The following is a 2,730-nucleotide window of genomic DNA, read 5'->3' as shown; positions in this document are numbered from 1 at the left end:
GGTACGGCGTCGGCCGGGGAGGCGGGCGGCGGGGCCGGTCGGTACCGGCAGCGCCCGCAGCTGCGCGGGATGTGGGTGGCCACCGTCGCCAACATCGACTGGCCGACCAGACCCGGGCTCGCCGCCGACGAGCAGCGAAGACAACTGCTGGCGCATCTGGACACGGCGGTCGAGCGCCGCCTCAACACGGTGTTCCTCCAGGTGCGGCCCACCGCGGACGCCCTGTGGCCCTCGCCGTACGAGCCCTGGGCGCAGTACCTCACCGGCACCCAGGGCGAGGACCCCGGCTGGGATCCGCTGGGCTTCGCCGTGTGCGAGGCGCACCGGCGCGGGCTGGAACTGCACGCCTGGTTCAACCCCTACCGGGTGGCCAATCACACCGACCCCGGGCGGCTGGCCGGCTCCCACCCCGCGCGCCGCCACCCGGAGTGGGTGGTGACCTACGGCGGCAAGCTCTACTACAACCCCGGACTGCCCGAGGTGCGCGCCTTCGTCCAGGACGCGATGTTCGACGCGGTGGAGCGCTACGACATCGACGGCGTGCACTGGGACGACTACTTCTACCCGTACCCGGTGGCGGGTGAGGTCTTCGACGACGACGAGGCCTACGAGCGGTACGGCGGCGCCTTCGCCGACCGGGCCGACTGGCGGCGCGACAACATCGACCGGCTGGTGCGGGAGACCGCGCTGCGCCTGAGGCGGACCAAGCCGCGCGTGCGCTTCGGGATCAGCCCCTTCGCCGTGTGGCGCAACGCGGGTACCGATCCGGAGGGCTCCGACACCCGCGCGGGCGTGGAGACCTACGACGACCTGTACGCCGACACCCGCAAGTGGGTGCGCGAGCGCTGGGTCGACCACATCGTGCCGCAGGTGTACTGGAACATCGGCTTCGCCGCCGCCGACTACGCGAAACTGGTGCCCTGGTGGGCCGACGTGGTGCGGGGCACCGGCGTCGAACTCCACATCGGCGAGGCGCTGTACAAGGCGGGCGATTCGGCCCAGGGGCCGGCCTGGCACGACCCGGCCGAACTCTCCCGCCATCTGACGCTCTGCCGCCGGTACCCCGAGGTCCGCGGCAACGTCTACTTCTCGGCGAAGCACGTCGCCGCGGACCCGATCGGGGCGATGAGCCGGGTGGTGGAGGACCACTACGACCGCCCGGTGCGGGCTCCCCGCTAGCCGGTCTCCCGCGGCGGCCCCCGCCTCCCTTCGTCCTGTGCGCGGCCCCGGCGTCAGCGGCGCCGGGGCTCGCCGTGCTCCAGCAGGGGCTCGCCGTGGTGCCGCACCACGGAGTCGGGCCCCGGCGACATCACTGTCTCGTGCCCGTCCTCGAAGCGGACCCGGTACGGCGGCTCGCCGTTCGTCCCCAGTACCTCGATGATCTCCGCGACCCTCTCGTGCTGTCCCACGAACCTGCCGTGGACCAGCAGCAGGTCGCCCGCGTTCGCCTGCATCGGCGGTCTCCTTCTGCCTGTTTTGAGAAGAAAATACTTTTGATCCCGATTCTAGGGGCGGAGGGCGGCCGGGCGCCTGCGAGCGCGGAAACGGAGAGGCGCGGGGGAGACGGAGGGGAGCGGAGGGAAACGGTTGATGCGCGGGGAAGCGCGAGGAGAGGTGAAACCGGTCGACGGTCCGCGTGGCCGGCTGCCAGGCTCTCCCGCCATGAGCACCTCGTACGAGATCTCCGCCGACCCCGCCCGCCTCGACGCCGCACGCGTCCACCACTGGCTGTCCACCGACGCCTACTGGGCGCTCGGCCGCAGCCGCGGCAAACAGGACAGGGCCATCGCGGGCTCGCTCAACCTCGGGGCGTACGACAGGGGCACCGGCGAGCAGCTCGGCTACGCGCGCGTGGTCACCGACCGGGCCACCTTCGCCTGGCTGTGCGACGTCTACGTCGCCCCCGCCGCCCGCGGCCGGGGCCTGGGGAAGGCGCTGGTGCGGGCCGCGCTCGCGGAGCTCGAACCGTACGGGCTCGGGCGGGTGCTGTTGGCCACCGAGGACGCGCACGGCCTCTACGAGGGGTTCGGCTTCCGGCCGCCGGCGGAGCCCGGACGGCTGATGGCGCTGATCCCCGAGTGATCCGGGCATACGTCCGAAAACAGTCCGTGCCCGACCGTCGAACAATCCGGTTCACGGTTCTACCATCCGGTAATGCATCTGCGGATCACGCTGCTCGCCGCCGCCCGCAGCTCATCCCTGCTGGACGTGCGCTTCGAGGACGACCGTCCCCTGGACGCCGCCGGGTGGCGGGAGGCGGAGCGGGCCATCGCGGCGTACGGGCACCTGGCGGGCGCCGAACTGCGCTACTGCTCGCCGACCATGCGCTGCCGCGAGACCGGGGACGTCCTGGGGATGCGGCCGCTGGCCCAGCCCGCGCTGCGCGAGTGCGACATGGGGCGGTGGCGCGGGCGCACCCTCAGGGAGGTCGCCGCGGTCGAGCCGCGGGCCGTGGACGCCTGGCTCGCCGACCCCCACGCCACCCCGCACGGCGGCGAGTCGCTGTTCTCCTTCATCCTGCGGGTGGGCGACTGGCTGGACACCCGGCCGGGCGGCGAGGGCGACACCCTGATCGCCGCGGTCGTCGAACCGACGGTGCTGCGCGCGGCCGCGGTGTACGCGCTGAAGGCGCCGCCGCACACCTACTGGCGCGTGGACGTCCGGCCGCTGTCGTCGGTCACCCTGGCCGGGTGGGCGGGGGACTGGACGCTGGCCATGGACCACTGACGC

General features: G+C 73.0%; 4 protein-coding genes. 3 read left to right on the top strand and 1 reads right to left on the bottom strand.

Features of this window, described 5'->3' with window-relative positions:
- Positions 1–1,179: glycoside hydrolase family 10 protein (locus L7D48_RS27925; protein ID WP_237883744.1), on the top strand; the 1,179-nt coding region annotated here is incomplete at its 5' end.
- A gap of 53 nt (positions 1,180–1,232) precedes the next feature.
- Here L7D48_RS27925 and L7D48_RS27920 read toward each other — a convergent pair.
- Entirely contained in the window at positions 1,233–1,454 is a 222-nt protein-coding gene (locus L7D48_RS27920) for a DUF1918 domain-containing protein (RefSeq protein WP_101257188.1), read from the bottom strand.
- A gap of 208 nt (positions 1,455–1,662) precedes the next feature.
- On the opposite strand from L7D48_RS27920, the gene L7D48_RS27915 reads away from it, so the two are divergent.
- Positions 1,663–2,082 (top strand): GNAT family N-acetyltransferase, encoded by a 420-nt coding sequence (locus L7D48_RS27915; protein ID WP_237883741.1) that lies wholly within the window; start codon positions 1,663–1,665, stop codon positions 2,080–2,082.
- Positions 2,083–2,154: 72 nt separating this feature from the next.
- Positions 2,155–2,727, top strand: coding sequence for a histidine phosphatase family protein (locus tag L7D48_RS27910; protein WP_237883739.1), 573 nt, complete (start codon positions 2,155–2,157; stop codon positions 2,725–2,727).
- Positions 2,728–2,730 lie beyond the last annotated feature (3 nt).

The sequence above is a fragment of the Streptomyces sp. ICN903 genome (genome assembly GCF_022015835.1).
GTDB lineage: Bacteria > Actinomycetota > Actinomycetes > Streptomycetales > Streptomycetaceae > Streptomyces > Streptomyces fenghuangensis.
This window is presented reverse-complemented; position numbering and strand designations above follow the sequence as displayed.

What these genes read in the sequence shown, in the direction of transcription:
- L7D48_RS27910 (WP_237883739.1), top strand. Translation starts at nt 2,155, where the DNA reads ATGCATCTGCGGATCACGCTGCTCGCCGCCGCCCGCAGCTCATCCCTG.
- L7D48_RS27920 (WP_101257188.1), bottom strand. Translation starts at nt 1,454, where the DNA reads ATGCAGGCGAACGCGGGCGACCTGCTGCTGGTCCACGGCAGGTTCGTG.
- L7D48_RS27915 (WP_237883741.1), top strand. Translation starts at nt 1,663, where the DNA reads ATGAGCACCTCGTACGAGATCTCCGCCGACCCCGCCCGCCTCGACGCC.